Annotated in this window: 26 protein-coding genes; 8 read left to right on the top strand and 18 right to left on the bottom strand. The window is 57.0% G+C overall.

Annotated features, from left to right (window positions below):
- The first annotated feature begins 2 nt into the window (after positions 1-2).
- From L6R44_RS17530 to yjdP, 5 genes are all read left to right on the top strand, one after another.
- Positions 3-596: a DUF3304 domain-containing protein gene (locus L6R44_RS17530; protein ID WP_442876512.1), complete on the top strand. Its 594-nt coding sequence runs from the start codon at positions 3-5 to the stop codon at positions 594-596.
- Complete coding sequence (locus L6R44_RS17525) at positions 566-1,114, top strand: hypothetical protein (RefSeq protein ID WP_237424943.1); 549 nt, start codon at positions 566-568, stop codon at positions 1,112-1,114. Before L6R44_RS17530 ends, L6R44_RS17525 begins: the two co-directional genes overlap by 31 nt.
- Before the next feature lie 15 nt (positions 1,115-1,129).
- The gene (locus tag L6R44_RS17520; RefSeq protein WP_032644737.1) at positions 1,130-1,633 is read left to right on the top strand and encodes a DUF3304 domain-containing protein; all 504 of its coding nucleotides are present in this window, start codon (positions 1,130-1,132) and stop codon (positions 1,631-1,633) included.
- An 18-nt stretch (positions 1,634-1,651) separates the two neighbouring features.
- The gene (locus L6R44_RS17515) at positions 1,652-3,436 is read left to right on the top strand and encodes a DUF2235 domain-containing protein (RefSeq protein WP_237424942.1); all 1,785 of its coding nucleotides are present in this window, start codon (positions 1,652-1,654) and stop codon (positions 3,434-3,436) included.
- Between the two features lie 95 nt (positions 3,437-3,531).
- Positions 3,532-3,858 (top strand): DDRRRQL repeat protein YjdP, encoded by a 327-nt coding sequence (gene yjdP / locus L6R44_RS17510; protein ID WP_237424941.1) that lies wholly within the window; start codon positions 3,532-3,534, stop codon positions 3,856-3,858.
- Between the two features lie 53 nt (positions 3,859-3,911).
- On the opposite strand, the gene phnP is transcribed toward yjdP, so the two are convergent.
- The 16 genes from phnP to L6R44_RS17430 all read right to left on the bottom strand — a co-directional run bounded on the left by phnP (position 3,912) and on the right by L6R44_RS17430 (position 15,706).
- Entirely contained in the window at positions 3,912-4,670 is a 759-nt protein-coding gene (gene phnP, locus L6R44_RS17505; protein WP_237424940.1) for a phosphonate metabolism protein PhnP, read from the bottom strand.
- 9 nt (positions 4,671-4,679) lie between these two features.
- Positions 4,680-5,114: an aminoalkylphosphonate N-acetyltransferase gene (phnO, locus tag L6R44_RS17500; RefSeq protein ID WP_077064534.1), complete on the bottom strand. Its 435-nt coding sequence runs from the start codon at positions 5,112-5,114 to the stop codon at positions 4,680-4,682.
- Positions 5,107-5,658: a ribose 1,5-bisphosphokinase gene (gene phnN, locus L6R44_RS17495; RefSeq protein WP_237424990.1), complete on the bottom strand. Its 552-nt coding sequence runs from the start codon at positions 5,656-5,658 to the stop codon at positions 5,107-5,109. The genes phnO and phnN overlap by 8 nt, the downstream gene beginning before the upstream one ends.
- Positions 5,655-6,791, bottom strand: coding sequence for an alpha-D-ribose 1-methylphosphonate 5-triphosphate diphosphatase (gene phnM / locus L6R44_RS17490; RefSeq protein ID WP_237424939.1), 1,137 nt, complete (start codon positions 6,789-6,791; stop codon positions 5,655-5,657). The genes phnN and phnM overlap by 4 nt, the downstream gene beginning before the upstream one ends.
- Positions 6,788-7,468 (bottom strand): phosphonate C-P lyase system protein PhnL, encoded by a 681-nt coding sequence (gene phnL, locus L6R44_RS17485; protein WP_237424938.1) that lies wholly within the window; start codon positions 7,466-7,468, stop codon positions 6,788-6,790. The genes phnM and phnL overlap by 4 nt, the downstream gene beginning before the upstream one ends.
- Positions 7,469-7,549: 81 nt before the next feature.
- Complete coding sequence (gene phnK, locus L6R44_RS17480; RefSeq protein WP_152083145.1) at positions 7,550-8,305, bottom strand: phosphonate C-P lyase system protein PhnK; 756 nt, start codon at positions 8,303-8,305, stop codon at positions 7,550-7,552.
- Positions 8,302-9,147: an alpha-D-ribose 1-methylphosphonate 5-phosphate C-P-lyase PhnJ gene (phnJ, locus tag L6R44_RS17475; protein ID WP_032644746.1), complete on the bottom strand. Its 846-nt coding sequence runs from the start codon at positions 9,145-9,147 to the stop codon at positions 8,302-8,304. Before phnJ ends, phnK begins: the two co-directional genes overlap by 4 nt.
- Positions 9,140-10,204: a carbon-phosphorus lyase complex subunit PhnI gene (locus tag L6R44_RS17470; RefSeq protein WP_237424937.1), complete on the bottom strand. Its 1,065-nt coding sequence runs from the start codon at positions 10,202-10,204 to the stop codon at positions 9,140-9,142. The genes phnJ and L6R44_RS17470 overlap by 8 nt, the downstream gene beginning before the upstream one ends.
- Positions 10,204-10,788 carry a phosphonate C-P lyase system protein PhnH gene (phnH, locus tag L6R44_RS17465; RefSeq protein ID WP_237424936.1) on the bottom strand — a complete coding sequence of 195 codons (585 nt, stop codon included), beginning with the start codon at positions 10,786-10,788 and terminating at the stop codon, positions 10,204-10,206. The genes L6R44_RS17470 and phnH overlap by 1 nt, the downstream gene beginning before the upstream one ends.
- Complete coding sequence (gene phnG, locus L6R44_RS17460; RefSeq protein ID WP_237424935.1) at positions 10,785-11,237, bottom strand: phosphonate C-P lyase system protein PhnG; 453 nt, start codon at positions 11,235-11,237, stop codon at positions 10,785-10,787. The genes phnH and phnG overlap by 4 nt, the downstream gene beginning before the upstream one ends.
- Complete coding sequence (phnF, locus tag L6R44_RS17455) at positions 11,238-11,963, bottom strand: phosphonate metabolism transcriptional regulator PhnF (protein WP_237424934.1); 726 nt, start codon at positions 11,961-11,963, stop codon at positions 11,238-11,240.
- 20 nt (positions 11,964-11,983) lie between these two features.
- Positions 11,984-12,763: a phosphonate ABC transporter, permease protein PhnE gene (phnE, locus tag L6R44_RS17450; RefSeq protein WP_045332039.1), complete on the bottom strand. Its 780-nt coding sequence runs from the start codon at positions 12,761-12,763 to the stop codon at positions 11,984-11,986.
- Between the two features lie 80 nt (positions 12,764-12,843).
- On the bottom strand, positions 12,844-13,860 hold the full coding sequence (gene phnD, locus L6R44_RS17445) for a phosphonate ABC transporter substrate-binding protein (protein ID WP_237424933.1): 1,017 nt from the start codon (positions 13,858-13,860) through the stop codon (positions 12,844-12,846).
- 24 nt (positions 13,861-13,884) lie between these two features.
- The gene (gene phnC, locus L6R44_RS17440; RefSeq protein ID WP_237424932.1) at positions 13,885-14,673 is read right to left on the bottom strand and encodes a phosphonate ABC transporter ATP-binding protein; all 789 of its coding nucleotides are present in this window, start codon (positions 14,671-14,673) and stop codon (positions 13,885-13,887) included.
- A 173-nt stretch (positions 14,674-14,846) separates the two neighbouring features.
- Positions 14,847-15,290: a VOC family metalloprotein YjdN gene (gene yjdN / locus L6R44_RS17435; protein ID WP_237424931.1), complete on the bottom strand. Its 444-nt coding sequence runs from the start codon at positions 15,288-15,290 to the stop codon at positions 14,847-14,849.
- A gap of 80 nt (positions 15,291-15,370) precedes the next feature.
- The gene (locus tag L6R44_RS17430) at positions 15,371-15,706 is read right to left on the bottom strand and encodes a zinc ribbon domain-containing protein YjdM (RefSeq protein ID WP_237424930.1); all 336 of its coding nucleotides are present in this window, start codon (positions 15,704-15,706) and stop codon (positions 15,371-15,373) included.
- 595 nt (positions 15,707-16,301) lie between these two features.
- On the opposite strand from L6R44_RS17430, the gene crfC reads away from it, so the two are divergent.
- On the top strand, positions 16,302-18,656 hold the full coding sequence (gene crfC / locus L6R44_RS17425; RefSeq protein ID WP_237424929.1) for a clamp-binding protein CrfC: 2,355 nt from the start codon (positions 16,302-16,304) through the stop codon (positions 18,654-18,656).
- Positions 18,653-19,528, top strand: coding sequence for a diguanylate cyclase regulator RdcB family protein (locus L6R44_RS17420; protein WP_032644757.1), 876 nt, complete (start codon positions 18,653-18,655; stop codon positions 19,526-19,528). The genes crfC and L6R44_RS17420 overlap by 4 nt, the downstream gene beginning before the upstream one ends.
- Before the next feature lie 69 nt (positions 19,529-19,597).
- On the opposite strand, the gene kdgT is transcribed toward L6R44_RS17420, so the two are convergent.
- Entirely contained in the window at positions 19,598-20,590 is a 993-nt protein-coding gene (kdgT, locus tag L6R44_RS17415) for a 2-keto-3-deoxygluconate transporter (protein ID WP_237424928.1), read from the bottom strand.
- Positions 20,591-21,237: 647 nt separating this feature from the next.
- On the opposite strand from kdgT, the gene proP reads away from it, so the two are divergent.
- Positions 21,238-22,740 (top strand): glycine betaine/L-proline transporter ProP, encoded by a 1,503-nt coding sequence (proP, locus tag L6R44_RS17410; RefSeq protein ID WP_032644759.1) that lies wholly within the window; start codon positions 21,238-21,240, stop codon positions 22,738-22,740.
- 42 nt (positions 22,741-22,782) lie between these two features.
- On the opposite strand, the gene L6R44_RS17405 is transcribed toward proP, so the two are convergent.
- The gene (locus tag L6R44_RS17405; protein ID WP_237424927.1) at positions 22,783-23,736 is read right to left on the bottom strand and encodes a nickel/cobalt transporter; all 954 of its coding nucleotides are present in this window, start codon (positions 23,734-23,736) and stop codon (positions 22,783-22,785) included.
- Between the last annotated feature and the right edge of the window lie 415 nt (positions 23,737-24,151).

Here is a 24,151-nt window from a genome sequence, read left to right as displayed (position 1 = left end):
TTATGGGATTTTTCAAATCTTATAAGAAAATTGATAATGGAATTAACCGTGGTTATGCCCGCTGGGGGAAATGGCTCTGGGGTGTGTTGTTGTTGCCGGTGGTGATTTACCTTGGCTGGTCGGTGTGGGCTGCTATCTGGGGGCCACCGTCAGGACCGGTCACGCTGATTATTCACAGTGAAATTGACAGGCCTATTCGAGAGTTTAGCGTGAATGGCATGGCAGGGGGGAATGCGTTCGCGCGTGATAAAAGTAATCCGTACGGGACTGGTCCTGGTGCAGCTACCTGCTGCGGAAGCATCAGCGGGGATACAGCAGAAATTATCTGGACAGTTGATTACACACTTGCGCAATACAAAGCGGGGATGCGAACAGAAGTCCACAAAAAAATATTACCCATGCCGCAGCGGGAGTGGGGCGAAAATTACCTCCATACCTATTCCTGCCGGGAGACAGAGTCTACTTATGGTGGAGCACAGGTTTTAACAGCCCTTCAGCTGATGATATTGCCGCCCAGGTGGAGCAAAAACGTCGGCAGAATATGCACTGATTTTAAGGGATTAAAATGGGATTTTTTAAAACGTTCGATAAAGTAGACGGTGCGGTGAACCGGGGTTATGCCCGCTGGGGAAAATGGCTCTGGGGAGCGTTGTTGTTGCCGGTGGTGATATACCTTGGCTGGTCGGTGTGGGCTGCGGTCTGGGGGCCGCCGTCAGGGCCAGTGACGCTGATTATTCACAGCGAACTCGACAGGCCCGTTTTAGAGTTTAGCGTGAATGGCATGGCAGGGGGGAATGCGTTCGCGCGTGATAAAAATAATCCTTATGGCACAGGACCCGGTGCCGCTACCTGCTGCGGCAGTATTAGCGGATACAAAGCGGAAGTTATCTGGACGCTCAGTACCACAAGAGCCCAATACAATGCAGGGATTCGTAAAGAGACTCGCAAGTTAACAACTCTTTTGCCAAAACGTGAGTGGGGCGAAAACTATCTCCATACCTATTTCCTGCCGGGTGACAAAGTCTATTTATGGTGGAGCACAGGTTTTAACAGCCCTTCAGCTGATGATATTGCCGCCCAGGTGGAGCAAAAACGTCGGCAGAATATGCACTGATTTTAAGGGATTAAAATGGGATTTTTTAAAACGTTCGATAAAGTAGACGGTGCGGTGAACCGGGGTTATGCCCGCTGGGGAAAATGGCTCTGGGGAGCGTTGTTGTTGCCGGTGGTGATATACCTTGGCTGGTCGGTGTGGGCTGCGGTCTGGGGGCCGCCGTCAGGACCGGTCACGCTGATTATTCACAGTGAAATTGACAGGCCTATAAGAGGTTTTAGCGTAAACGGCGTGGCAGGTGCAAATGCATTTGCTTATGGCGGTGGGAAATCAACCTGTTGTGGAAACATCAGCGGGAATCAGGCAGAAATTATCTGGACAGTTGATTACACACTTGCGCAATACAAAGCGGGGGTGAGAACAGAAGTCCACAAAAAAATGTTATCCATGCCGCAGCGTGAGTGGGGCGAAAACTATCTTCATGTTTATTTCCTGCCTGAAGAAAATGTCCGGTTATGGTGGAGTACAGGCTTTAATCACCCTGACTCTCAAGATATTAAAGTTCACACCTCAGAGTGAAAAAAGGGAAAATAATATATGGATATTGAAAGCCTTATCGCCGCAGCAAATCGGGCCCAGCAGGCAGAAGATGCTGGCTTAGATAACTGCTCGCGGGTATGGCATGCGGGCTTCTTTTTTGATGGGATTCATCGCAATATAGAAAAGGATACACCAGAACATCGCCTCAGCAATATTGCCAGATTATTCAGAGCATTTCCTGATGAGAGAGAAAACATACCAAACGTTACTTACAATGCTTTTTACATTTCTGGCCTAGGTACTCCTTTTAATGAAACTGTCGTTGAAAAACTTCATACCATTATGGACAGCGGTCTGGACAGCATAACGGATGATATAACAAGCCAGCCTGGTGAAATGGCCAAAGAAGCGGGTATGGATTTTATAAAAGGCGGCAACTGGTACGAGGTTTTAAAAAACCAGGGAAAGAAACTTCTCAACCCGACTGAATGGAAAAATCTGGCCTTTGATACGGCTAAAAATGCTGTTAAAAAAGTCAGTATCGAATCAACGCCCTGGCTGCGTGATAATCCTACGGTTGCCGATATGCTGGTAACGGGCGTCGATACCCGTATCACCTCCACAAAGATAACGTTTGAAGAAGGCTACAAAGAAGCCATTAAAAAAAGCCCGGTTCCCATCAAGCTAATCTCCATTTCACTTTTCGGTTTTGATCTCGGCGCTACCCTGGCACGTAAATTCCTGGATAGTTTGCTGAAAGATATCTGTAAGAAAGAGGGCGATAAATACACTTACCAGGGCATACCCGTCGATATTGTCTTTACCGGGCTGTTTGACTGCTCGCGGCGTACATCTGCCAGCAACAACAACGGCGTGGATTACTTTATCTCTGCGTTCGGCGGTCCGGTAAAAGGGATCGGCGTGTTAATGGGGGATAAATCTATCGACCAGGATACCTCACTGCCAGAAGCGGTAAAGAAAAGCCTGCATCTGGTTGCCGCCCATGAAACCCGCGTCTGGCGCTGCTTGTACCGCACCGGCAGTAATCCAGCGCATAAGGAAGAACTCTATCCCGGGTGCGCGGAGGATATTGGCGGGGGGCTGAAACCGGACGAACAGAAACCGAGTGCGGAGCTCTGCCGGGTGGCGCTGCACAGAATGTACCGTGAGGCGACCATGGCGGGCGTGCCTTTCCCTGATTTTCAGATGCTTGATAAAACAGATACGGATGTAGCTGCTTATTTCATCGTCCAGGACAACGTCAAAAATCAGTCCGTCCTGCAATGGACAAAGGCGTACCAGAACGCACTGCCCCTTTCCTCTCTAAGCACCTCGAATCAAAACCGCCACCTCGACAGCTACATCGACTGGCTGGGACGTCAGTACTACCAGTACAGCACAGAGTGCATGAGGTACGAAAAGCTGCGCGGCGACGTTCTGGCCTCTGCGGGCGCATCGGCGGGTTTTGCGGGCACTACCCAAGAGGCGAAAAACGTCGCCGGACAGTACGCCAGTGAGCTCAGCGTGCTGCGACAGCATTGGGGATGGCTTGACGACGTGAAGGATGCCGCCATCAAGCTGCGAAACAGCATGGAGCACGACCCCGCTGACAGGCGCAGGGAAATCGCACCGCATGTCTATGACCACGCGCTGTGGCGTGCGAAGCGGTTCCTGAACTACGCTAGCGCGGCATACCAGGGTAAACCACAGCCGTTTCCCATCGACGCCGCGCCGCCAGAAATGTACGCGTGGTTCGTTCATGACCTACAAACTGTTGAGAAAGGAACGGGCATTTCGCAGGACTTTTTTGTAATCCGCTCAATGGAAATGCCTGAAGCGTGATGGGCGCTGCTGATAACTGAATTTGAGATTCCTCCGCTACTCCGGCACAGTGCCGTTGATTACCTTAACGCCAGTCCACCTGTGAGTCTGGCCTTATGAAACGTTACTTTTCCGCTCTGATATTGGGTCTGCTGTCACTCACCAGCCAGCTGGCCCACGCCGACGTGATTGATGATGCTATTGGCAACATTCAGCAGGCGATCAACGATGCCTACAACCCCAGCAGCAGCCGCAGCAATGACGATGACGACGATCGTTACGACCGCAGCCGTCAGATCGACAGTCGCCAGTACGACGATCGCCGCCGGCAGCTTGAAGACAGACGCCGCCGTTTAGACGAGCGCCAGCGTCAGCTGGACGACGACAGGCGTCGGTTAGAAGAAGATGAGCGTCGGTTAGAAGACGATTACGATCGCGGATAAGTGCGGCCTGTTGCCCTCACCCCAGCCCTCTCCCACAGGGAGAGGGAGAAAACCTAGTCGAACACCAACACCATCCCGTCATATCCCGCTTCAATGCCGTCCGGGAGCGGGTTGTTCATCATCCACACGTCAAACTGATGGCTGATGTGCGTCAGGATCACCTGCGGGCAGCCAATCACCTCGTTCAGCGCAACCACGGTGTTCAAATCACTATGGTTGCGCGGCGGCTCGTCACGCGGTTCATGGCTGCAGTCGATGATTATCGCCTGCGGCTGATTGTTGAGCAGAAACTTCACCGTTTTTTCCGGTAATCCCGCCGTGTCGGAAAGCCACGCCACGCGGCTGTGGGCGGATTCCAGCAGATACCCAAACGTCAGTTCCGAATGGTTGAGGGGCAGCGGCGTGACCCGCAGTCCCTGTAGCTCAAACATCACGAACGGCTCGACGGTGTGGCTGAAATCCAGAATTCCCGGATGTTTAAACAGGTCGTCACAGCCCGCTTCGTCCGGCGGGCCGTAAACCGGGATCGTCGCGCCAACGCCCCAGCGCAGGGGGAACAGCCCCTGGACGTGATCCATATGGTAATGGGTGAGCAAAAACTGCTGGAAGCTGCCTGCGGACCAGTCGTCCATCAGGTGCGGAATGCCCGCGTCCAGCAGCGTCACCGCATTGTTGAATTTGACCACCGCGCTACAGGGGCGACGGCGATAGCTGTCCTGCAGGCGCGCCCGGCGGCACGCCGCGCAGTCGCAGCCAAAGACCGGCACCAGCTGGGCGCCACCCGTTCCCGTCAACGTGATTGTCAGACTCATAACGCACCTCTACAGCGGCTTGGTGAATCGAAAATGGCTCTGCGTATAGCCTTCGCGAACGTAAAAGCGGTGCGCATCCACGCGCTTTACGCTGGTGGACAGTTCGGTCAGCTCCGCACCGGCCTGTCGCGCGACGTCCTCTGCCCAGGCCAGCAGCTGGCTCCCCACCTTTAACCCGCGCGCCTGCGGCATCACCACCAGCTCCTGGATCTCGCCGATCCAGCGCGCGTGATGGAGGTGAAACTGCAAGTGCAGGCCGATCGTGCCGATGACTTCCCCGTCCAGCTCGGCAAGCTGGTAGCGCATGTTGCGATCCTGCAAATTGGCAAGATAGCCCGCGTGAAACGCCTGGCGATCGAACTCGGCCTGCTTTAATTCGCAGATTAACGCGTAAACGATTTGCGCATCGTCCGCGGTGGCGGGGCGAAGCGTACAGTCAGGCATGCTGGTTCTCCTTCTGACGGATAAGCGATAAAAATGTCTCGACTGACTGTAGCAAACTTCCGTCGTTATTAAGGATGTGACAGTCGGACGGAGCATAGCGGGCGGCGCGCGCAAGCCGCTGGTCGATCTCGCGGGCGGATTCACGCCCCCGGCTCTGCAACCGGCTGCGCAGAACGTCCGGCGAAACCTGCAAGCAGACGGGCAGCAGGGCCGACCCGTAGCGGGCGCGCGCCTGCGGAAGATGCGCCCGCGAGCCGTTGACCAGCACGTCGAACCCCGCATGCAGCCATAGGTCTGTCTCAATGCCAATCCCGTAGTAGTAGCCGTTGGCGTGCCAGCTCAGCGCCAGCAGGTTTTGCCCGGCGCGGATGAAAAACTCCTGCTCGCTCAGGGCGATATGATTTTCACTCCCTGCATTGGCCGCGCGGGTAATATAGCGGTGCGCCACCAGCAGCTGGGGGTGTTCCCGCTGCCGTAAGGCGGACAGCAGGCTGTCCTTACCGGAGCCGGAGGGGCCCATTAACCAGACGAGTCTTCCCATCAGAACACCCTTTTTCCCTGACGCCAGACGTGGTCGATATGGATGTGCTCGCCCTTGCGGTGGGCCAGCACCAGATCCGCGCGTTTCCCCTCGGCGATTTCCCCGCGATCGTGAAGATTAAGCGCCGAGGCCGGGTTTTTCGTCACCAGGCGAATCGCCTGCGGCAGCGTAAAGTGGTTGTCCACGTCGTCGGCTACCCGGAACGCCGCATCCAGCAGGCTGGCGGGGTAGTAGTCGGACGAGAGGATATCCAGCAGGCCGAGGGAAGCAAGCCTGCTTGCCGCGACGTTGCCGGAGTGCGATCCGCCGCGCACGATGTTCGGCGCGCCCATCAGCACGCTCATGCCGTGTTTGCGGGAGGCCTCGGCCGCTTCGAACGTGGTGGGAAATTCGGCGATCGCGATGCCGAGCTGGTGGGATTCACGCACGTGATCGTGCGTGGCGTCGTCATGGCTGGCCAGCGCGATATTGCGGTCCCGGCACATCGCGGCAATCTTAAGACGATTGGGCTGCGACCACCGGGCCGCCAGCGCCAGCTGCTCTTCTTCGTAGCGCGCCATCTCCGCATCGCTGAGAGAATATTTGCCCTGATAGTATTCGCGGTACTTTGCAATATTGGCGAACTGGCGCTGCCCCGGCGAGTGGTCCATCAGTGAGACCAGCGAGACCGGCTCGCGCCCGACCAGCTTTTCAAACAGCGGCAGGGTGGTGTGGTGCGGCAGCTCGCAGCGCAGGTGCAGACGGTGCTCGGCGCGGTTGAGGCCGCGTTTTTGCGTCTCCTCCACGGCGTTGATCATTTTTTCCAGATTCTCCAGGCGATCGCCGCCGTCGCGCACGTCGCCAATCGCCACCGCGTCCAGCACGGTGGTAATGCCGCTGGCGACCATCAGCGCGTCGTGGCTGCTCATCGCTGAATGCGCGGGCCAGTCCACCTTCGGCCGTGGCGTGAAGAACTTGTCCAGATTATCGGTATGCAGTTCGATCAGCCCCGGCAGCAGCCAGCCGCCGTCGCCGTCCATCGCTTCGGGTGAGCGGCTCTGGGTTTCGGCAAACGCGCGAATAACGCCGTCCTGGATCTCAATCGACCCGCCCACGACCTCGTTTTCCAGCACCAGCCTGACGTTATTGATAATCATACGTTTGTCCCCATTGGGTGCAGCCTGTCCGCTATGCGGGTGCGAACGGCATCGTCGTGGAAGATCCCGACGATCGCCGCACCGCGCGCTTTGGCCTGCTCGATCAGCTCCACCACGGCCGCGCTGTTTTTACCGTCGAGCGAGGCGGTGGGTTCATCCAGCAGCAGAATCGGGTAGTCAACGATAAACCCGCGCGCGATGTTGACGCGCTGCTGCTCGCCGCCGGAAAAGGTCGACGGGGCAAGGTGCCACAGGCGCTCGGGTACGTTGAGGCGCGTCAGCAGGCTGGCGGCTTTGGCGGCGCAGGCTTCGCGCGGCACGCCGAGATCGAGCAGGGGCTGCATCACCACGTCCAGGGCGGAGATCCGTGGGATCACCCGCAGAAACTGGCTAACCCAGCCGATCGTCGAGCGGCGCACCTCGAGCACCTTACGGGCGGGAGCCTGCACCAGATCGACCCACTCGTCGTTGTGGCGAATATGAATATGGCCTTCGTCCGGCAGATAGTTGGCGTACAGGGAGCGCAGCAGGGTCGATTTTCCGCTGCCGGAATGGCCGTGCAGCACGACGCATTCGCCCTTGCCGACCTCCAGCGAGGCATTTTGCAGGACCGGCAGGCGCACGCCGTTTTGCTGGTGGAGCACGAAGGTTTTACTGACGTTTTGTACGTGGATCATGTTGGCCTCGTGGCGTTTTCTTGCCGGGTGGCGGCTGCGCCTTACCCGGCCTACAGGGTACGGTGTTCGTTGGCTGCGCCATCAATTCTGTAAAACTGACGACACCAGCAGCTGGGTGTACGGATGGTGGGGATCGTCGAGCACCCGATCGGTTAACCCACTTTCCACCACCTGGCCCTGCTTCATCACCAGCAGACGGTCCGCCAGCAGGCGCGCAACGCCCAGATCGTGGGTGACAATCACCACCGCCAGGTTCAGCTCCACCACCAGGCCGCGCAGCAGGTCGAGCAGGCGCGCCTGCACGGAGACGTCCAGCCCGCCGGTGGGTTCATCCATAAACACCAGCTTCGGATGCGTCACCAGATTGCGCGCAATCTGCAGACGCTGCTGCATTCCGCCGGAGAAGGTTGTCGGCAGGTCGTCAATGCGCGAGGCGGGGATTTCAACTTCCTCCAGCCAGTGCTGCGCGGTGGCGCGGATGTTGCCGTAGTGGCGCGCGCCGGTGGCCATCAGCCGTTCGCCGATATTGCCGCCCGCAGAGACCTGACGACGTAGGCCGTCCATCGGATGCTGGTGCACCACGCCCCACTCGGTGCGCAGCAGGCGGCGGCGCTCGGCCTCGCTTATGCCGTAGAGGGAGCGTCCCTGATACAGGATCTCACCGTGCTGCGGCGCGAGGCGCGCGGAGATGGACTTCAGCAGGGTGGTTTTGCCAGAGCCGGACTCGCCGACGATCCCCAGCACTTCGCCCGGCCACAGCTCGAACGACACGTCGCTGAAGCCTTTGCCCGGCGCGTAAAGGTGGGTCAGGTTGTTAACCGAAAGCAGCGGTTTCATTGGCCGTTCGCCTCGCTCTGTTGGCGGCAGTAATCGGTGTCGGAGCAGACAAACATCCGTTTGCCCGTGTCGTCCAGCACCACTTCGTCCAGATAGCTGTGTTTTGAACCGCAGATGGCGCACGGCTCGTCCCACTCCTGCACCGTGAACGGGTGGTCGTCGAAGTCGAGACTCTCCACGCGGGTGTAAGGCGGTACGGCGTAGATGCGCTTTTCGCGCCCGGCACCGAACAGCTGCAGGGCGGGCATCATGTCCATTTTCGGGTTATCGAATTTCGGGATCGGCGACGGGTCCATGACGTAGCGCCCGTTGACCTTCACCGGGTAGGCGTAGGTGGTGGCGATATGGCCGAAGCGGGCGATGTCCTCGTACAGCTTCACCTGCATGACGCCGTACTCTTCCAGGGCGTGCATGGTGCGGGTTTCGGTTTCGCGCGGCTCGATAAAGCGCAGCGGCTCCGGGATCGGCACCTGAAAAATCAAAATCTGATCTTCCGTCAGCGGCGTTTCGGGGATGCGGTGACGGGTCTGGATCAGCGTCGCGTCTTCGGTTTTTTCGGTGGTCGCGACGCCCGTTACCCGCTGGAAGAAGCTGCGGATCGACACGGCGTTGGTGGTGTCGTCTGCGCCCTGGTCGATGACCTTCAGCACGTCCGCTTCCCCGATCACGCTGGCGGTAATCTGAATACCGCCAGTGCCCCAGCCGTAGGGCATTGGCATTTCGCGGCCGCCGAACGGCACCTGATAGCCCGGAATGGCCACCGCTTTAAGGATGGCGCGGCGGATCATGCGTTTGGTTTGCTCATCCAGATAGGCAAAGTTGTAGCCGCTTAAGTTAGCCATTGGCGCGCTCCCGTTGCAGGCGTTTCAGCAGTTCCAGTTCGGCCTGGAAATCGACGTAGTGCGGCAGCTTGAGGTGCGAGACAAAGCCCGCGGCCTCAACGTTGTCCGCGTGGGCCAGCACGAACTCTTCGTCCTGCGCCGGGCCCGCAACGTGTTCGCCGTAGTCCGGCGCCTGCAGCGCGCGGTCAACCAGCGCCATGGCCATGGCTTTGCGCTCGCCGAGGCCGAACACCAGCCCGTAGCCGCGGGTAAAGTGCGGATCTTCATTTTCGGGGGCGACAAAACCGTTGACCATTTCACACTCGGTCATCAGCAGTTCGCCGACGTTCACCGCAAAACCCAGCTCTTCCGGCACGATTTCCACGTCGATATAGCCGCTGCGAATTTCGGCGGCAAACGGATGGTTGCGCCCGTAGCCGCGCTGGGTGGAGTAGGCCAGCGCCAGCAGATAGCCTTCGTCGCCGCGCATCAGCTGCTGCAGGCGGGAGGAGCGCGAGCACGGGTAAACCGGCGGCGTGCGGGTGATGTCGTCCGGCTGCGCGCCGGCGTCCTCTTCCGCCTTCGCCAGACCCTGTTTTGCCAGCAGGCTGAAGACGTGCGGAGACGGTTCCTGTTCAGCGTCGGAAGTGCTGAGCTGCGGCGCTTCGCCGTTCGCCAGCAGGGTGAAATCCAGCAGGCGGTGGGTGTAGTCGTAGGTGGGGCCGAGCAGCTGGCCGCCGGGAACGTCTTTGTAAACGGCGGAGATACGGCGCTCCAGGCGCATGTCGGCGGTGTTTACCGGCTCGCTCACCGCCAGTTTGGCAAGCGTGGTGCGGTAGGCGCGCAGCAGGAAGATCGCTTCGACGTTATCGCCGCTGGCCTGCTTGAGCGCCAGCGCCGCCAGCTCGCGGTCGGCGACGCCGCCCTCGGTCATCACCCGGCCGACGGCGAGGTTGAGCTGCTGTTCAATCTGGGCAACGCTCAGCTCGGGAAGCTGCTCATCGCCCCGTCGTCTGTGCGCCTGCAGCGCATGGGCGGCGGCGATGGCCTTCTCGCCCCCTTTGACGGCAACGTACATCAGCACACCTCCACGTGGGTAGTCCTCGGGATGGCCAGCAGGCGCTCGCCGCAGGTGAGGAGCAGGTCAATGCCCAGAGGGAACGGGTGCGGGCGCTCGGTCAGCTCGTGAATGATGCACTCCGGCAGCTGCGGCGCGACCATGCGCTCGTCGGCGATGCCTGCGCCCGTGAGGCGCAGCATGCGGCCGCCGCTCAGGCTGGAGACCTGCAAAATCAGCGTGGCGCTGGTCTCCGGGGCGACGGCGCTGCCTTCGCTCAGGGCGTTAAGCTGTTCATGGCTGATTTGCTCGTCGGCTACGGCAAAGATTGCCTGCCGGGGCTGCTCAACCAGCGGGGCGCCGGTGTGAAAACGCAGGTTCTGGCTGGCGATATCGTTCGAAAGCGCGCCCGAAAGCCACACCGGGGTGTCGTTGTCGGCAAGCGTCAGCAGCACGCTGGTGGTCGCCAGGTTCAGCGGCAGCCAGCCCAGGGAGAGCTGGTGCAGCGAGACGATCACGCCCGGCTCGCTCATGGCCTTCAGCAGGCGACGAAAACTGTGTTGGGCATCCTGGACGGCCAGGGTAAAAGCAGGTTGAAGCGTCATGCGTTGTCTCCGCGAACGAGCGTAAAGAAGTCGACCCGGCTGGTATTCACTTCGGCCTGACGTGCGGCAAGGCGCGCGGCGCGGTCGGCTTCCAGCGGGGCAATAAGGGTTTCCATTAACGTCTGGAAATAGGGTGGTTCCTGTAAAAGCGCGTCGATCACCGCGCAGCGCTCGGCGTGTGCTTTATCGCGCCCCAGCACGTAGCCGTAGCCCAGCGTGCCGCTGTTCAGGCGGATCGCCGCGCGGGTGAGGGTGGCGTCGCCGGCGAAAAAGCGCTCGCCGGTGCCGCCCATGCGCGCCTGGATTTGAACGAGGCCGATCTCCGGGGCGCGGAGGGTGTCATAGTCTGGCGCCAGGCTGAGTGCGTTCATGCGGGCTGTCAGCGCGGCAGGCTGGCTGTGGGCCAGCACGCGCATCCAGCGCTGTCGGGTGGCGGTGTCGAAATGCATTCAGTGCTCCATGGTGAATTCGATCATGTCGGCGCGGGTCAGGCTGACGGAGTATTCCGTCGCGTTGACTTCACCGTCACGGTGGTTGAGGGTGCGCACGCAGAGGAGCGGGGCCATGTTGGGAATTTCGAGCACCTTGCTCTCTTTCGCCTGCGCGCGACGGGCGCTGATGCGCGTCTGGGTGCGCTTGAGCGCAATGCCCGTTGCATCCTGCAGAAAGTCGTGCAGGGAACCGCTGGAAAAGTTTTGCAGCACTGGCCAGAGGGCGAGGTCCGCAAAGTAGTGGTCGATCTGGCACACCGCCACGCCGTTAACGCGACGCAGGGTGCGCAGGTGAACGACGTTGTCGCCCTCCTGAATGCCCAGCGCGTCCGCCACGTGGCTGGAGGCCGGGCGCAGCACCGACAGCAGCTTTTCGCTGGTCGGGTGGCTGCCCTGATCCAGCAGGTTTTGGCTAAAGCGCGCCTGGGCGTTGAGCGGATAGTCGAACGGGCGCATCAGCACCAGCACGCCCACGCCCTGACGACGCTGGACCCAGCCGCGCTCGACCAGCTGGTCAATGGCCCGGCGCAGGGTGTGGCGATTCACTTCATAGCGATCCGCTAGCTGCTGCTCGGCGGGCAGATAGTCCCCGCAGCGGTAGTGGGTGCGCAGCTCCACTTCGAGCCTGGCGGCAATTTCTTGCCAGCGGGTGGGGTAACTGGTCGGATGTCTGGATAAGTGCATAGAAAACAAAGCCTCGCTTCTCAGATGAAGTGCTTACGCAAACGTTGAGAGAGGAAATCCAGCAGGCTGACGGTGACGATGATGAGCACCATCAGGGCGCAGGTTTGCTGGAACTGGAAACCGCGAATCGCTTCCCACAGGGTGACGCCGATTCCGCCTGCACCGACCATGCCGACCACCGTGGCGGAGCGAACGTTGGACTCAAAGCGGTACAGGGAGTAGGAGATCAGCAGCGGCATCACCTGCGGCAGGACGCCGTAAAGGATCTCTTCGATTTTGTTGGCGCCCGTTGCGCGAATGCCCTCAACCGGGCCGGGCTCGATGGCTTCGACCGCTTCGGAGAGCAGCTTGGAGAGCACGCCGGTGGTGTGGATGAACAGCGCCATCACGCCCGCGAACGGACCCAGACCCACGGCGACCACGAACAGCATCGCAAAGACCATTTCGTTGATGGCGCGGCAGGCGTCCATCAGGCGGCGCATCGGCTGATATACCCACCACGGCACGATGTTTTCCGCGCTCATCAGGCCAAAGGGAATGGAGAGAATGACGGCAAGGGCGGTGCCCCAGACGGCAATTTGCAGGGTGACCGCCATTTCGCTGAGGTAGTCCTGCCACTGGCTGAAGTCCGGCGGGAAGAAGTCGGCGGCGAAGGTCGCCATGTTGCCGGAATCTTTGAAGAGCAGCAGCGGATCCATTTCCGCGCCCTTCCAGGAGATAACCAGCACCGCCAGCAGGATGGCCCAGCTGATGAGCGAGAACCAGCTGCGCTTCGGCGGCGGGAGTGTGATGGTTTGCATGTTGGCTCCTTTGGTTTATGTCCCCTCACCCCGACCCTCTCCCCAAAGGGGAGAGGGTTAGGGTGAGGGGTGGAAAGGCACTACTGCACCGCTTTATTCACGCTGGTCATGGCACCCAGCGCGGCGGTCAGACGGTCGAGGTCTTCCAGCTGGGCCTGAATCGCAGCCACTTTGCTGGTCTTCTCCTCGTCCTTCAGCCCTTTGTTGTCCTTCACGCCCTGCATCTCTTTAAACAGCGCCAGCTGGCGAATCGGGACCAGCTGCAGGTCGCTTGACGGGCGGAACGGCGCCCAGCCCAGGCGTTCCAGAACCGCTTTCTCTTCCGGCGTTTTGCCGTAGGTCATAAAGAAGTCGTACACCTTGTCCTTGGTGCTCTCGGAGAGGTTTTTACGCCAGACGATCGGGTCGCCGGGGATCAGCGGAGACTTCCAGATAACCTTGATCTCCTTCAGCTTGTCCGGCGCTGAGGTTTTCAGCTTGTCGAGGTTCTCGGTATTGTTAGTGGCAACGTCCACCTGCTTGTTGGCCACGGCCAGGGCGTTGGTTTCGTGGCTGGCGTTTACGGTGCGCTTGAAGTCGCTGGCGGAGGCGTTATTTTTCGCGAAGACGTAGTAGCCAGGGACAAGGTAACCGGAGGTGGAGTTCGGGTCGCCGTTACCGAAGGTCAGCTCTTTGCGTTTGGCAAGCATGTCGTTGAGATTGTTGATCGGGCTGTCTTTGTTGACGATCAGCACGCTCCAGTAGCCCGGAGAACCGTCTGCCGCGACGGTCTGGGCAAAGACCTGGCCGTTGGCGCGGTCCACCGCTTCCATGGCCGAGAGGTTGCCGTACCAGGCGATGTCCACTTTATTGAAGCGCATCCCCTGGATGATGCCCGCGTAGTCCGGGGCGAAGAAGGCGTTCACTTTGATCCCCAGCCTGGTTTCCATATCTTTCAGGAACGGTTCCCACTGAGGCTTCAGGTTCTGCTGTGATTCCGTCGAGATAATGCCGAAGTTCAGCGCTTTTTCCTGCTCTTCCGCATACGCTGGGCTTAACAGGGTGCTGATGCTGAACATGCTGGTAAAGGCCAGCGCGGCAACGGCTTTGTAGCTCATGTACTTTCCTCGGATCGGGGTTAATTAAGCAGCCTGCGCGTTCTCTTCGACGCGGTTAATGCTGCGGTAGAGATGGTCAAACCTTTCGTTATCAAACTGATGGCTTGCGCCATCAAAGAACACGTGCCCCTGACGCAGGGCGACAATGCGCTCGCAGTAGCGCAGGGCGTAATCCACCTGATGCAGCGTGACAACCACGGTGATGCCGTCGTTCTGGTTAATGTCGCGCAGGGTTTCCATCACGATGCGGGCGGATTCCGGGTCGAGCGAGGCAATGGGTTCATCAGCGAGAATGATTTTCGCTTTCTGCATCAGCGCGCGCGCAATCGCCACGCGCTGCTGTTGTCCGCCGGACAGGGTGGACACGCGCTGGTGGGCGAAATGCGCCATGCCGACGCGGGTCAGCGCCCGTAAGGCTTCCTGCTTCTGGGAGGGGGAGAACCAGCGCAGACAGGTGCGCCAGAACGGGGTGCTGCCCAGCGCGCCAATCAGCACGTTCTCCAGCACCGTCAGGCGGTTCACCAGGTTGAACTGCTGGAAGATGTAGCCCGTCTGGGCGCGGCTCTTGCGGATGTCGCTGGCGAGACGCCCCGCGCGCTGCACGGTATTGCCCAGCAGTTCGACGTGGCTTTCCGGCGTTTTATCGCAGGTGATAAGACCGCTCAAATGGCGCAGGAGGGTGGATTTACCCGAACCGGATGGCCCCAGCAGCGCCACCATTTCGCCCTGCTGGACGGTCAGATCAACGGCATGCAGAGCCTTGTTGTGATGGAAGGTCTTGCTCAGTTTATCGACGCGGATGACGGTTTGCATGTGCTGGGCCTCACGATAAATGTGGCCTCATGCTGGCGCATCAATATGACATTTGGGTTAAGTCTGGGTTGCGGGAGTTTGAAGAGTTGAGGGAAGTTTGATGACAATCACCGTAGGCCCGGTCAGCGCAGCGCCACCGGGCGCTGTTGCCGGCTGCGCTGCGCTTATCCGGCCTACGATGTTTGGTGTTGCTTAACGACGTTAATCATCCACGGCACGCCGTATTTATCGGTGACTTTGCCGAAACCGTGTGCCCAGAAGGTTTCCTGCCAGGCCATTTCGATATTCCCGCCCGCGGCAAGGCTGTCAAACCAGCGCTTGCCTTCGGACACATCCTGGGTGTCGAGAACCAGCGTGAAACCCGCGTACTGCGCGTGGCTGCCGGGCGGCATCCCATCGCTCATCATGATATCGCTGCCCGCAATGCGGACGTTGGAGTGCGCGATTGCCGAATCCGGAAATTGCATACCGGACGGACAGCCTTCTTCGCTGTTTTCGCTTTTTGGCATTTCGCCGAATGTGATTTTATAGAGAAGCTCTGCGCCGACGGCCTGCTGGTAGAAGGCGGTGGCCTCTGCGCAGTTGCCGGCAAAAGAGATGTAGGGACTTAACGGCATAATCTTTACCTCACGTAAGAAATGCCCGTTAAGTGTAGTTCCCGAAAGCCCGGTAAGCGAAGCGCCACCGGGCGGGTAAATCAGCTCTTTTTCACGAATTCTGATTTCAGCTTCATCGGACCGAAGCCGTCAATTTTGCAGTCGATATTATGATCGCCTTCGACCAGACGGATATTTTTAACTTTGGTGCCAATCTTCAGCATGGAAGAACTGCCTTTCACTTTCAGATCTTTAATCACGGTAACGCTGTCGCCGTCCGCCAGCAGATTGCCGTTGGCATCTTTGACGACAAGAGTATCAGCGTCGTGTGATGGTTCGGCATCATTCCATTCGTGAGCGCATTCCGGGCAGATGAACATGCCGTTATCTTCATAGGTGTATTCAGAATTGCATTTTGGGCAGTGTGGGAGTGACATATCGGTATCCTCAAAAGTGTTAACGCGCTGGAAAGTGCCAGCTAAATGACGGCAGCGTGCCGAAAAAGGCGGCAAGTATAGCGTAAATCCACACGTTTGTCGGTGACATTGTGAATTAAAAAAAAGGCGATAAGCGTATCGACAGTGACACTTCCTGTCAGTCAGTTAAGCCATGCTAACGTCATTAACACGGTGGAAAGAATGGATGCTAAATATATCGAATATTTTATTGCAGCAAATTGCTACGCACCTCCATTTCGGATAAGGTGAAGCGACACATTGTTATTTATCCCCTGACTTTGCTGCCAGACATATCTTATGGCAGCGGCGTATTACCTCTCTTTTTAGGTGGGTAAATAATGATGATATATCCTGAAGTTTCTTAAAAATGGGCTACGCTTTTTTCCTTTGGCTGTCAGGCCAGGAGGGGAGCTATACACGCCATGCAAGGATAGTGAATTATTTCTGATTATCTTCAATCAGTTATATTTCGGCGAACATGTTTTCCACACGTGATCATATAAGCCTGAACAACATAATTAAAACCAGTGGCTTAATAAAAGTAATAAATTTGCGTTAAGGAAAGGCTTTTATCATGCACACACAGACCATTTTTGAATTAAGCCAGGAAGCTGAGCGTTTGTTACAGCTCGCCCTGCAAAATCTTGATACGTTGAAATCAATGCCGACTGCAATGCTGGAGAGCACAGCGGCTGCCATTACGGGTGAAAAGAGCAACGTTTTACCTTTGCATTTTAGCGCGCGCGGTGTCGAAGCGCAGCAGGCGATGCTGAATAATGAATTACGCAAAATAACCCGGCTGGAAATGGTTCTGGCGATTGTGGGTACCATGAAAGCGGGGAAATCGACCACCATTAACGCGATTGTGGGTACCGAAGTGCTGCCGAACCGCAATCGTCCGATGACGGCGCTGCCTACCCTGATTCGCCATACGCCGGGACAGAAGGATCCGGTGCTGCATTTCTCCCATGCTTCGCCCATTGATGAATTGATTCAACTTCTGCAGAAAAAGCTGTGCGATTACGATCGCGGGAAGCTGGCCCATCGTCTGGAAATTGATAAAGACATGAATACGCTGCTGGAGCGCATTGAAAAAGGCGAAGCGTTTGAGAAACATCACCTGGGCGCGCAGCCGATATTTCATTGTCTGAAAAGCCTCAACGATCTGGTGAGGCTATCCCAGGCGTTAGGCGTGGCGTTTCCGTTCTCTGAATATGCGGCTATCGAGCATATCCCGGTGATTGAAGTGGAGTTTGTGCATCTCGCGGGGCTGGATGCACATCTCGGTCAGCTGACGCTGCTCGATACGCCCGGGCCGAATGAGGCCGGACAGCCGCATCTGCAAAAAATGCTCAGCGAGCAGCTGTCCCGCGCGTCGGCGGTGCTGGCCGTGATGGATTATACCCAGCTTAAATCCATCTCCGATGAAGAAGTCCGCCAGGCCATTTCCGCGGCGGGAAAATCAGTGCCGCTGTATGCGCTGGTCAACAAATTCGATCAGAAAGATCGCAATAGCGACGATGAAGAGCAGGTCCGGGCGATGATCTCCGGCACGTTAATGAAAGGCAATATTTCGCCAGGCCAGATCTACCCCGTGTCGTCCATGTGGGCGTATCTGGCGAACCGCGCTCGCTACGAGATGAATACCCGCGGACGACTGCCGGATCATCAGGAGCAGCCCTGGGTGCAGGATTTTGCCGAAGCTGCCCTTGGGCGTCGCTGGCGTACGGCGGACCTGGAGGATATCGACCATCTTCGTCACTCTGCCGATTTGCTCTGGGAAGATTCGCTGTTCGAACAACCGATACGCAAATTGATCCACGCCGCCTATGCCAATGCCTCGCTCTACGCGCTACGTTCGGCCTCGCACAAGCTACTTAACTACGCACAAAATGCGCGGGAGTACCTCGACTTCCGCTATCAGGGGCTGACGGTGGCCTTTGAGGCGCTGGAAATGAATATCGCACGTCTGGAAGAGGACATGGCGCTTCTGCAGACGCGCCAGACCGCGGTGAGCGATGAGGTGAAACATGAAGTTGAGGAGGCGCTGAACGCCACCGCGGACTTTATGGGGGCCCAGAAAGCCGCGCTTAATCAGGCCATTGACCAGGTGTTCAGCGCTCAGCACCTTCTTGATGTGGCAGGTATCGATCGGCAAACCCCTCACGATGATGGGCCGCACGAGCTGAAGCAGCTGGTTCTGGACGATGAAGGGCAGGCGCAGATCGCGCTGAATAAAATCCGCTCCTCCTGCGAGCGCGTGATGCTGGACGCCCAGACGAAGATCTGCCGGGAGCTGGCGTTACGCTTCGATCAGCTGGAGTCTACGCTGGCGCGCTCCCTGAACGAAGCCATGCGCCCCGTCGAAACGCGTATTAAAGCGCATCTGAGCCACGCGGGTTTTCGGGCGCGGATCAGTTTCCCGGCGTTTCAGGCGAGCCTGCTTAACTTCAATACGCGGGCGCTGTTTAACGATGCGATAGCGCAGGATGACAGTCAGGCCGTTCGGCCATCAGGCGGGAGCAGTATGCGAGAAACGGTCTCTCGCTGGCTCAATAATCCGGGCTGGGGCTGGGATGAGTATGTGGAAACGCGCACGCGCTATGTTATCGACATTGCGCAGTTGCATGACAAATTTAAGCAACATATTGAGCAGTTTTGTGAACAAATAGGTAAAGCTTTGTCCGCGCAGGTCGATGTCTCTGTTACGGCAGGAATGGCAACGTTCTTTGCAGAATTTTCGTTGTGCCTGACCGGGTTACAGGAAAGCTTGCGTGATAGCCTCGCAGTGCGTCAACAGAATGAGCATTCAACCCGAGCGCTCTGTCAGCTGTTGAAGCAAAGCATTACTACTGCGACGTGGATACAGGAAGATACCCGACTGTTACGCGATGATATTCAAACTCTATTCGCGGCAGAGCAACCATGACAACACCACTACTGGACGGCCCCGGGCGAACGCTCGAATGTATTAATCCAAAATTTATGGTCGATCTGGTGCAGGGGGTAGACGCGTCGCGTCAACCTCATATGGGACCACAGCAGCTTCAGTTTCGTGAACGCCTGACGCAGGAAATCATGACGCATACCCGGCTACGCCCCTGGGCGATGGCGGGTATGCTCAACGAGAATGCAGCGCTGCGCCTGGGACTGGCGGAAAAACTGGCCGGCATGCTTGACCCGGGGCATCTCGCGCTGAGGCTGATGGCAGAGAAACTGATTGCTTTGCGCCAGCAAACGCATCCTCGCGCCCAGCAGTCCCCCGGGCTGATGCAGCAGTACGCTGAACTCGCTTCTCATTTTACCCAGCGCGCTGCCTGGAAAGAAAAGGCGCTGACCCAGCGCGGGCTGACGGTGCAGGCGGGCGAGCATAGCGAGCAGATTTTTACCCGCTGGCGGGCGGGGCATTATGATGGCTGGTCGCTGGCCGGGCGCTGTTTTATCGTCCTGGAAGAGCTGCGTTGGGGGGCATTCGGTGATGCATGCCGCCTGGCGAATGAAGATGTGTCCGCAATGCTTAAGGATAACCTGCGCAGCATGGCGGCTAACTATCTGGCGCAGGGCATCAATGCGTCACCCACGACCCGCCATTTCTATCATCAGTGGCTAACAACGCCAGCTTCTCCGGGATTAATCGATCATAAAGACATGCTGGGCTGGCTGGGGGACTGGTGTCAGGCGGACAAACATCCGTTGAGCTGGTCAGTGACGCAAAACTGGCAGACCGTCGCGCTGGGGATGCCGAGGCTCTGCTCGGCAAAACGGCTGGTGGACGGGATGGTGGAAGAGATTTTTGGGTGAACCCTTGCCCCTCACCCCTCACCCTGGCCCTCTCCCCAGGGGGGAGAGGGGATGGTTTGGTGCGGTTTGTTAATGTTGAAGCTCTGCTGCCTTCCTTTCTACATCTTTCTCTTGCACGTTTCCGTAGCGTTTCGCGTATAGCGCCGTAATGATGGGCACCAGGATCGCGGTGACGATCACGCTGGCGGCAACCAGTGCCGTTGCAGAAGCGGCTACCGGTTCGAAGGCCGGGTTAATCTGAGCAATAATCACCGGGTTTGCGACGGCAGCACCTGCGGCTGAAGAGGCGGCGACGCCCGCCGTGCCGTTTCCTCCGCCAATCACGCGGTCGGCAATAATCAGCGGAATACCGGTGATGATGATGACCGCAACGCCCAGCACAATACCCAACATGCCCGTATCAAGGATCACGTTCAGGTTGATGGTGTTGCCCAGCGCAAAGCCAAAGAACGGGATGAGCACCGGCGTGGCTTTGCTGAAGAAATCACGCAGATCGCGATCGAGATTTCCGAGGGCGAAACCGATCAGGAAGGGCAGGATTGCGCCAACAAAGTGGTGGGGTTCAAACGACGCCAGGCCAGCAGACCCGAGAATAAGCATCGTCATCAGCGGGCCGGATTCCAGAGACATCAGCACAAATGCGCCGGACTCTTCTTTCGTTCCGTACTGGTTCATCAGGCTGGCGTACAGCCCGCCGTTGGTCATATCCATCGCCGAGACAATCGCCAGCACCGATAAACCCGCGAAGAACCCCGTCTGAATTCCATTCTCCGGAATGAACATCGCACATATCATGGCGACAACCCAGGCAACCGCTATTTTGGTTATGACCAGCGTGCCGGATTTTCGTAATACGGTACCCGTTGCCCGCAAATTAATGGATGCGCCGATACAAAAAAACCAGACGGCAAGAATGGGAACCGTGCCGGTTATCATGCCTTTAGTGAAACCCCCAAAATAAGCTCCGGTCTCCGGAGCAAGCGTATTCAGGATCGCCCCCAGTACCAGCGGAACCAGCATCATACCGCCCGGTATGCGTTCTATCGTCGCTTTAATCTTCATAAACAAACCTCACATCGGATCCCGCAGGATGGGTGATAGGTGCTAAAAATTAGTCAATAAATTCAATTGTTTGCTCTTATTGCCTGTGGTGTTTTTTGATAACCCTGCAGCATAATTAAATGAGTGCTTTCGATTAAGCTCTTTCGAAAACACATAAAACGCTGTATTCGGATTTATCATGCGATCATTGGAATATTGATTCAATGAAAATAAAACATCGTTTTAGTTATCTTTGTCACATATTCAATGTAAAGATTGAGGCCGGTTTCTATGGATTGAAATTTATGTAAACCTGGTGTGAATTAACGTGGTTTGTTTTTTTGTTAGGGAAGAAATAATGACGCACGTGAGGATGTTATTTAGGTGGGATAAGGAAGTGCCTATTTGCGCTTCTTGACAAAAAATGGACTGTGCTGACCAGATGTCGAAATATGTGTGAAGTTGATCACAAATATAAACGCTGGTAGGGTAAAAAGGTCATTAACTGCCCGGGCAGGCGTCAACAGGTTCGGTTGTATCGACGGGAATCGTCAATGTAAGTAAACCTGCTACGCTTGAATAAGGCGATTCGCATGGAGCGAATGCCATGGTTCACAGTACGCACGCTGGACTGTGAAACAGACAGGGCCGAGTCAACGAGGATAGCTATGCTGAGAAGGAAAAAGGTTAAACCCATCACGCTTCGCGACGTCACCATTATTGATGATGCAAAACTGCGTAAAGCCATTACCGCAGCGTCGCTCGGTAATGCGATGGAGTGGTTCGATTTTGGTGTCTACGGCTTTGTGGCCTATGCGTTAGGTAAAGTATTTTTCCCCGGGGCCGATCCCAGCCTGCAGATGATTGCCGCACTGGGTACGTTCTCCGTTCCCTTCCTGATTCGCCCGCTGGGCGGTCTGTTCTTCGGTATGCTTGGCGATAAATATGGTCGTCAGAAGATTCTGGCTATTACCATCGTCATTATGTCGATCAGTACATTCTGTATCGGTCTTATACCGTCTTACGCCACCATCGGCATTTGGGCACCCATTCTGCTGCTGATCTGTAAGATGGCGCAGGGCTTCTCCGTGGGCGGTGAATATACCGGCGCCTCGATCTTTGTTGCCGAGTATTCCCCCGACCGTAAGCGCGGTTTTATGGGGAGCTGGCTGGACTTTGGCTCCATTGCCGGGTTTGTCCTGGGCGCGGGTGTGGTGGTGCTGATTTCAACCGTCGTGGGCGAAGAGAACTTCCTCGACTGGGGCTGGCGTATCCCGTTCTTCCTGGCCTTGCCGCTGGGGATCATTGGTCTCTACCTGCGTCATGCGCTTGAAGAGACGCCTGCGTTCCAGCAGCACGTCGATAAGCTGGAGCAGGGTGACCGTGAAGGGCTGCAGGATGGTCCGAAGGTTTCGTTCAAAGAGATTGCCACTAAGCACTGGCGCAGCCTGCTGACCTGTATTGGTCTGGTGATTTCGACCAACGTGACCTACTACATGCTGTTGACCTACATGCCGAGCTATCTGTCGCATAACCTGCACTACTCGGAAGATCACGGTGTGCTGATTATTATCGCCATCATGGTCGGTATGCTGTTTGTACAGCCGATTATGGGCCTGCTGAGCGACCGCTTTGGCCGTCGACCGTTCATTATCCTGGGGAGCGTTGCGCTGTTTGCCCTGGCAATTCCGGCTTTCATCCTGATTAACAGCGACGTGCTGGGGCTGATTTTTGCCGGTCTGCTGATGCTGGCGGTGATCCTTAACTGCTTTATCGGGGTGATGGCCTCAACGTTACCCGCGATGTTCCCAACCCACATTCGCTACAGCGCGCTGGCCGCGGCCTTCAACATCTCGGTGCTGATTGCCGGTCTGACCCCGACGCTGGCCGCTTCTCTGGTAGAGAGTACCCAGAACCTGATGATGCCGGCTTATTATCTGATGGTGATCGCGGTGATTGGTTTGATTACCGGTATTACCATGAAGGAGACGGCGAATCGTCCTCTCAAAGGCGCAACGCCTGCGGCGTCGGATATCCAGGAAGCGAAAGAGATCCTGCGTGAGCACTACGATAACGTAGAGCAGAAGATTGAGGATATCGACGCAGAGATTGAAGAGCTGCAGAAAAAACGCTCCCGACTGGTGGACCAGCATCCACGCATTAACGAGTAAACGCGTTATAAAGAAAACCCGCCAATGGCGGGTTTTCTTTTATTAGCATCCGGCAGCGATGTAGTCGCCGTTGGCGCTGATGGGGATCACCGTCAGGAACAGCACCGTTGCGAACAGGATCAGGACTATCCCTCCGGCTATTTTGACTGCCGGTACGAGCCATCTTAATGAGGCGCTTTCTCCGAACCAGGCCACCGTGCGCTCGCGGGCGTAACGTACCGCCAGCGAAAGCCCCATAATAGACAGCGCGGTGCCCAAAGACATGGTCATGACCGCGGCCATCCCCCAGGTGACAATCCCCAGTGCGTTCGAGAACATTAGAATCATGATCGCCCCGCTGCACGGGCGTGCGCCAATCGCCAGAATGACGCCCAGGCGCGTCTTCCAGTCACCTTCCGTCAGGTTTACCCCTACGCCATGATGGCCGCATCCACAGCGTTCATCATGCTGATGTAGCGGCTTAATGGCGGAAATCGTCAACCTGCGCGGGCGCAGGCTCTTCAGCGCCTGATAAATGACGAATGCGCCGAAGGCGCCGATAAGCACTGCGCTTATCTTCTCTACATACCAGCGGCTGGTACTGATATCGCCTGAGGCGAGGTTGAACCCCACGGCCAGAATAAAGACGAATAGAATGGCGCTCACGCCCTGCATCAGGCTTCCCAGGAAGGGGAGGACCCGGGCGGCCAGCTCGCTTTCCTTATTGGTGGTTAGATAGGTCGTCACGATGAATTTTCCATGACCGGGTCCGATAGCGTGAAGGACGCCATAAAGGAAAGCGCCCGTTAACAGCCATAGTCCGCCGCTGTACTGGTGATTATTAAGCTGCAGCAGATACATCACCAGATAACGGTGCAGCGTAATTTGCGTGGCGAGACACCACTGAATAAAAGCGTTCCAGCGCGCATGTAGGGTAAAACCGGCAAAGAGAATTGCCAGCAGCATCAACCCAGCGGTTGGGAGACGCCAGTCACGGGTGAGGCGTTGTGTAGTCATGAAGAAGGGCCTGCACAGAGGAGAATATTTGCCGCTAGTATAGTTGATCTTCCTGCTCAATTCGTGGGATCGCACTGCGATCCGTTCCTGATTGTGGATAACTTTGTGCATAAATAGGTATAAGGCGGGGTTTTGCTGTGGAATGCAGCAGTCAGTCATTTTTCTGTCATTTAGCGGTTGCGGCCCGCTGAGAACTCCCTATAATGCGCCTCCATCGACACGGCGGATGTGAATCACTTCACACAAACAGCCGGTTCGGTTGAAGAGAAAAAATCCTGAAATAACGGGTTGACTCTGAAAGAGGAAAGCGTAATATACGCCACCTCGCAACGGTGAGCGAAAGCCGCGTTGCACTGCTCTTTAACAATTTATCAGACAATCTGTGTGGGCACTCAAAGTGACATGGATTCTTAAT

It is taken from the genome of Enterobacter cloacae complex sp. ECC445 (assembly GCF_021892025.1).
Taxonomy (GTDB): Bacteria; Pseudomonadota; Gammaproteobacteria; order Enterobacterales; family Enterobacteriaceae; genus Enterobacter; species Enterobacter chengduensis.
The sequence above is the reverse complement of the archived record's forward strand: the minus strand, read 5'-3'. Positions and strand labels throughout refer to the sequence as shown.